At 73.5% G+C, this 5,783-nt stretch carries 5 protein-coding genes and 2 pseudogenes; 3 read left to right on the top strand and 4 right to left on the bottom strand.

The window, feature by feature from the left end; translation table 11 throughout:
* Both CA983_RS39760 and CA983_RS39755 read left to right on the top strand, forming a co-directional pair.
* Positions 1-262 (top strand): annotated as a pseudogene (locus CA983_RS39760) (glycosyltransferase family 2 protein); the annotation flags it as partial.
* Positions 259-1,155: a glycosyltransferase family 2 protein gene (locus CA983_RS39755; RefSeq protein WP_086605559.1), complete on the top strand. Its 897-nt coding sequence runs from the start codon at positions 259-261 to the stop codon at positions 1,153-1,155. The pseudogene CA983_RS39760 and the gene CA983_RS39755, both read left to right, overlap by 4 nt.
* Before the next feature lie 51 nt (positions 1,156-1,206).
* On the opposite strand, the gene CA983_RS39750 is transcribed toward CA983_RS39755, so the two are convergent.
* From CA983_RS39750 to CA983_RS39740, 3 genes are all read right to left on the bottom strand, one after another.
* On the bottom strand, positions 1,207-1,527 hold the full coding sequence (locus CA983_RS39750) for a DUF3040 domain-containing protein (RefSeq protein ID WP_086605558.1): 321 nt from the start codon (positions 1,525-1,527) through the stop codon (positions 1,207-1,209).
* A gap of 106 nt (positions 1,528-1,633) precedes the next feature.
* A complete protein-coding gene (locus CA983_RS39745; RefSeq protein ID WP_086605557.1) occupies positions 1,634-2,542 on the bottom strand; it encodes a polysaccharide pyruvyl transferase family protein in 909 nt (302 codons plus the stop codon).
* A gap of 79 nt (positions 2,543-2,621) precedes the next feature.
* Positions 2,622-4,043, bottom strand: coding sequence for a family 43 glycosylhydrolase (locus tag CA983_RS39740; protein WP_086605560.1), 1,422 nt, complete (start codon positions 4,041-4,043; stop codon positions 2,622-2,624).
* Between the two features lie 275 nt (positions 4,044-4,318).
* Here CA983_RS39740 and CA983_RS39735 point away from each other — a divergent pair, with 275 nt between their 5' ends.
* Positions 4,319-4,906: a Fur family transcriptional regulator gene (locus tag CA983_RS39735; RefSeq protein ID WP_086605556.1), complete on the top strand. Its 588-nt coding sequence runs from the start codon at positions 4,319-4,321 to the stop codon at positions 4,904-4,906.
* 443 nt (positions 4,907-5,349) lie between these two features.
* Here the strand turns inward: CA983_RS39735 and CA983_RS49745 are convergent.
* A pseudogene (locus CA983_RS49745) lies at positions 5,350-5,783 on the bottom strand (hypothetical protein); the annotation flags it as partial.

Genomic DNA, 5,783 nt, shown 5'->3' with positions numbered 1-5,783 from the left:
CCACCACCCCGCGCCCTCGCCCCGCACCGGCCGCCCGGTCGTCCAGCGCCGCAACGAACTCCTCACCGCCTGGCTGCGCCGCCCCGTGCCCTACGCGCTCGCCCGCACCGGCGCCCTCGCCGCCGAGGCCCGGCACGACGACCACGCCCGGCAGGCCTTGCGCGGGACGCTCGCCCGGCTGCCCGCCGCCCTGCGCGCACGCCGGCCCCTGCCGCCGCACGTGGAGCGGGCCGCGCGCCTGCTGGAGGGAGCCGCCGCATGACCGACAGCCGTACGACCGTCGTCGTCATCACCCACAACCGGCGCCGCGAGCTGCTGCGCACGCTCGACCACCTCGCCGAACTGCCGGAGAACCCACCGGTGATCGTCACCGACAACGGTTCCACGGACGGCACCGCCGACGCCGTCGCCCGCCATCACCCGTGGGTCCGGCTGCTGCGCCCCGGCCGCAACCTCGGCGCCGTGGGCCGCAACCTGGCGATCCGGCAGGTCGGTACGCCCTACGTCGCCTTCTGCGACGACGACTCCTGGTGGGCACCGGGATCGCTGACGGGGGCCGCCGACCTGCTCGATCGGTATCCGGCGCTGGGCTCGGTCACGGCCCGGATCGTCGTCGAACCGGACGGCACCGACGACCCGATCGTCGAGGAGCTGCGGGACTCGCCCGTCCCCGGGCCCGATTGGCTGCCCGGACCGGCCCTCGGCTCGTTCCTGGCCGCCGCGACCGTGCTGCGCACCGACGCCTTCCGGGCGGCGGGCGGTTTCCATCCGCGGCTGTGGCTGGGCGGCGAGGAGGAGCTGCTCGCCGCGGACCTGGCGGCCGACGGCTGGTGGCTGACGTACGCCGACCACCTGGTGGTGCACCACCACCCGTCCGTCGCCCGGGACGCCACCCTGCGCCGGTCCCACGGCATCCGCAACACCCTGTGGTTCACCTGGCTGCGCCGTCCGGCCGGCCCCGCCCTGCGCCGGACCGTGGACCTGGCCCGCACGGTGCCGCGCGACACTGCGTCCCTGCGCGCCTTCGCCGAGGCCGCCGCCGCCCTCCCCTGGGTCCTGCGCGAACGCCGCGTCCTGCCGCACGAGGTCGAGTCCCGCCTGCGCCTGCTGGAACCGGCCCAGCGCGCCTCGAAGGCCCGCCGCTACACGGGCTGAACCCGCACCTCGGCGGGGTGCGGGTCCGCTCGTCGGATCAGCGGCGGACGCTCAGCCCCCGCACCACCGGCACATCAGCCGGAACACGGCGAACAGCGTCGGCGGCCATATGACGGCGAACGCCCAGATCACCCCCGGCTCGGAGGTGACCATCCCGGCCACCATCAGCCCGACCGACACCGCGAGCAGGACCGCCACGGTCCGGACGCGGGGCTGGTAGGAGCCGAGGCGGGCCAGCAGCCGGGCGGGGTCGGGGCGGCGGCTCAGGCGCAGGGTGCGCAGCCGGCGGTCGAGGCGGCGGTCGCGGCGCAGCGCGCGTTCCATCTCGTCGAGGATGCGCTGCTCGTTCTCGGGAAGTCGGCCGATGGACACGCGCTTTCTCCTTCCGGGCGGCCGGACCGTCCTGCGTCCCGAGGGGGACGTGCGGCGGGGGACGTACAGCGGGGATGAAAAGCGGGTGCCCCGTGAGGCCCCGGCGTTAACCGGGGACGGGCCGTGCCAGCGCCTCGACGAGCCGGTCCGCGCTGTCCGGCACGGTGCCTTCACGGAATCCGTCACGGATCTGCCGGGCGGTCACCCGGCCGCCGGTCAGACACCAGTCCCACCAGCGGTCCAACTGCCGCACGTCCAGCCGCTCGGCGGGCACCAGCGCGGGCCAGCCGCAGGCCCGGGCCTGCGCGGTCATCTTCGCGCCGCCCTCGACCGGGTCGACGGCCAGCACCGGGGTGCCGACCCGCAGCGCGATGACCAGCCCGTGCAGCCGGTCGGTGACGACGAGGTCCAGCCGGGCCAGCACGGACTGGAGCTGCGCGGGGGTGGCACTGAGATGCCAGTCGTGCGTGTCGAGCCGCGTCTCCAGCTCCAGCCGGCCGCAGTCCTTCCCGGCCAGCCAGCGGGTCACCTCCTCGGCGACCTGCCCGTGCCGCCGCAGCTCCCCGTACTCGTGCTGCCCGTGCGTGAGGATCACCCCGACAACCGGCCGGGCGGGCGCGTCAGGGGCGCGGGCCGCGAGGTCCTCCACCGGCTCGCTGTCCGGTGCGTCCCGGGGCAGGACCCGGTGGAAGCCGGTCACGGCCGGGCTGGCGGGGTCGATCACCGAGGTGCCGACGGCGATCCGCACACAGTGCGCGAACCGCCGGTGCAGCTCCTCGATCTGCGGCCCGTGCAGCGGGCCGCACACGAACACCAGGTGGGAGTAGTCCTCCGGCCACAGCCGGTCCAGATGCAGTGCCTCCGGGCGGAAGCCGGGACTCCAGGCGATGTCGTAGGGGATGCCCGTGCCCAGCAGTACGTCCTCGACCCGGCGCAGGGCCAGCACGTCCCCGGCGGTCGCCTCCCCGTCCGGGAAGCTGAACCACCCGGTCAGCAGAACCTTGCGCGGTCGCATGCCGTCTTGTATGTGCACATGCCCTGAGTGCCCGCCCATCGGGAAGACAATCAGGGCATTACGGGCGCCCGCCCTGTGGTCACTGGGTGTAGAAGGTGGCGTCCGCCCGGTCGGTCGCCGTGCTCACCGCCTGCACGTTCAGCAGGTACTCCCAGTGGCGGACGTATCGCCCCGGGTAGTTGTACGACTCGTACGACACGCCCGCCGAGTCGGCCAGGCCGGCGCGCCGGTGGAAGGTGGCGTCGGAGGCGAACTGCGCGCTGCCGTCGTTCCTCTCCAGCCACACCTCGAAGTTCTTGTGCCGCAGGTAGTAGCCGGGGAGGTTCGCCGACTCCAGCGAGACGGTGCCGCTGCCGGCCAGGCCGGGCGCGACCCGGAACTGCGAGTCGGCGAGCTTGGTGACGTTCGCCTCGATCCGGGCCCGGTAGTCCCAGTGGCGTATGAACCGGTCGGGGAAGTTGTACGAGGAGAAGCGCTGCGGGGTGATCCCGTCGGCCACGGGGATGCCGAAGTTCGGGGTGCCGTCGGCGTTCCAGTAGACCTTCTGCACGCGGGTGCGGCGGTTGGGGTCGTTGAGCGGGTCGCCGCTGATGTCCTTGTAGCTGCGGTCGTGGTAGACGAGGATGTCGCTCTTGCCGTCCTCGGACACGGTGAAGGAGTTGTGGCCCGGGCCGTACTGGCTGGTCGCGGCGCTGCTGGCGAACACCGGCGTGGGGCTCTTGCTCCAGGACGCCTGGCTGAGCAGGTTCGCGCTCGCGGACGCGGTGAGCATCCCCAGGCAGTAGTTGCTGTCGGTGGCGCTGGCGGAGTACGTCATGAAGACCTTGCCGCCGCGCTGGATGACGGCCGGGCCCTCGTTGACCTTGTAGCCGACGGTCTCCCAGGAGTAGGTGGGCCGCGACAGCATCACCGGAGTGCCGGTGATCGTCCAGGGGTTGGCCATCTTCGCGAGGTAGACGTCGGTGTTGTTGTTCACGGACGGGTCGCGCTGCGCCCAGGCCAGGTAGCGCACGCCGTTCACGACGAAGGTGGTGGCGTCCAGGGAGAAGCTCTCCCACTGGGTCTTGATCTGCCCCTTCTCGGTCCAGGCGGCGGTGAGCGGGTTGGCGCCCGTGCCCTCCAGGACGTACATCCGGATCGCCCATATGTCATTGGTGGCGCCGGCGGCGAAGTAGACGTACCACTTGCCGTCGATGAAGTGGATCTCCGGCGCCCAGATGTGGGCCCCCATCACACCGCTGGCGTGCTTGGTCCAGATGGTCGTCTCGGGGGCCGACTTCAGCCCCTGGATGGTCGTCGCCCGGCGCAGCACGATGCGGTCGTACTCGGGGACGGTCGCGGTGAAGTAGTAGTAGCCGTCGGTGTGCTTGAAGATGTGCGGGTCGGCCCGCTTCTCCGCGATCGGGTTGGTGTACGTGACACCGGGGGAGTCGGGTACGGCGGCCTGGGCGGGAGCGCCGGTTCCGACGAGGCAGGCGGCGAGGGCGACGAGGACGGCCAGGAGCAGCCGTGGCGCATTGCGTCTCTTACGTCTCAAGGGAGTTCTCCGGATCAGGGGGGAGTGCAGCGTCGCCGCCGCCTCTGTCCGAGTCTGCGTTCGCTATTTCGAACGCAGTTCGTGAATTCGATCAGAAGATAAGTGGGGCTCTTACCTCCGTCAACGGTTTGCGCAGGCATGGCGCGACGCGAGCGGGGCGGGTCGGTCATCGACGTGAAAACCATGTTCATCTAGCATGGGGGGCCGACGAACACGCCGGTCGAGCAAGGAGTCCAGTGGTGGGCGAAGCGGAGGGGAGCCCGGCCGTGGAGCGCATCCACACGCCGGGCCTGCGCAGTACGTGGCAGCGCCGGGCCGTGCTCGACACCCTGGGCCGCTGCCACGAGTTCGTCTCCGCGCAGGAACTGCACACGCTGCTGGCCGACTCCGGCAGCACTGTCGGGCTCACCACCGTCTACCGCACCCTGCGCGAGCTGGACCGCGCCGGGTTGGTCGACGTCGTGCGCGACGAGGGCGGCGAGCGGCTCTACCTGGGGCGGCCGGCCGGCGAGCACCGCCACTACCTCATCTGCCGCCGCTGCGGCCGCAGTCGGCCCGTGGACGCGGAGGCCGTCGAGGAGTGGGCCGCCCGGCTCGCCGAGACCACGGGCTTCACGGAACTGGAGCACACCCTCGAACTGRGCGGCGTCTGCGGCCCCTGCGGGCGCGGGCCGACCGCGTCCTCCTGCCCGCCGCCCCGCCCGGCCGGCCGGTCAGCGGGGGAAGCGGGCGGTGCCCGTCAGGACGCGTACGTCGAGGTCGGTGACCGAGTCCGCGGTGAGCCGGGCGGTGAASTGGGCGCGCACCCGCTCGACGGCGGCCGCTGACCGCCCCGGCCGGCATGCGGCGCGCCCGGCTGCCGGTGGCCGGCTCCCAGCCCGTCTCCGGGGCCAGCGGGGCGTCGAACCGCCGCGAACTGAGCGGCCGTGTGCGGCCCTTGTGGCGCGGGCCGGTCACGGGGTCCTGCCCGCCGCCCCGCCCGGCCGGCCGGTCAGCCGGAGAAGCGGGCGGTGCCCGTCAGGACGCGTACGTCGAGGTCGGTGACCGAGTCCGCGGTGAGCCGGGCGGTGAACTGGGCGCGCACCCGCTCGACGGCGGCCGCTGACCGCCCCGGCCGGCATGCGACACGCCCGGCTGCCGGTGGCCGGCTCCCAGCCCGTCTCTGGGGCCAGCGGGCCGTCGAACCGCCGCGAACTGAGCGGCCGTGTGCGGCCCTTGTGGGCGCGGGCCGGTCACGGGGTCCTGCCCGCCGCCCCGCCCGGCCGGCCGGTCAGCGGGGGAAGCGGGCGGTGCCCGTCAGGACGCGTACGTCGAGGTCGGTGACCGAGTCCGCGGTGAGCCGGGCGGTGAACTCGGCGCGCACCCGCTCCACGGCGGCCGGTGACAGCCCGGCCAGCATCCGGCGCGCCCCGCTGCCGGTGGCCAGCTCCCAGCCCGTCTCCGGGGACAGCGGGGCCTCGAAGTGCCGCTGGACGACCCGGGGTTCGCTTCCGCCCAGGTCCGTCAGCCACGCCGCGAGGGTGCCGGCCGTGTCGATCCGGGCCAGCTGCTCCATCTGCGGCGGGCGGGGCAGATCACGCTCGGTCAGGACCGCGCCGGGTTGGTCGACGTCGTGCGCGACGAGGGCGGCGAGCGGCTCTACCTGGGGCGGCCGGCCGGCGAGCACCGCCACTACCTCATCTGCCGCCGCTGCGGCCGCAGTCG

The organism is Streptomyces swartbergensis (assembly GCF_002148965.1).
GTDB lineage: Bacteria > Actinomycetota > Actinomycetes > Streptomycetales > Streptomycetaceae > Streptomyces > Streptomyces swartbergensis.
This window is presented reverse-complemented; position numbering and strand designations above follow the sequence as displayed.

Bases quoted from the DNA above. Each gene is read 5' to 3' on its own strand.
- CA983_RS39745 (WP_086605557.1), bottom strand. From the start codon at position 2,542: ATGCGACCGCGCAAGGTTCTGCTGACCGGGTGGTTCAGCTTCCCGGAC.
- CA983_RS39755 (WP_086605559.1), top strand. From the start codon at position 259: ATGACCGACAGCCGTACGACCGTCGTCGTCATCACCCACAACCGGCGC.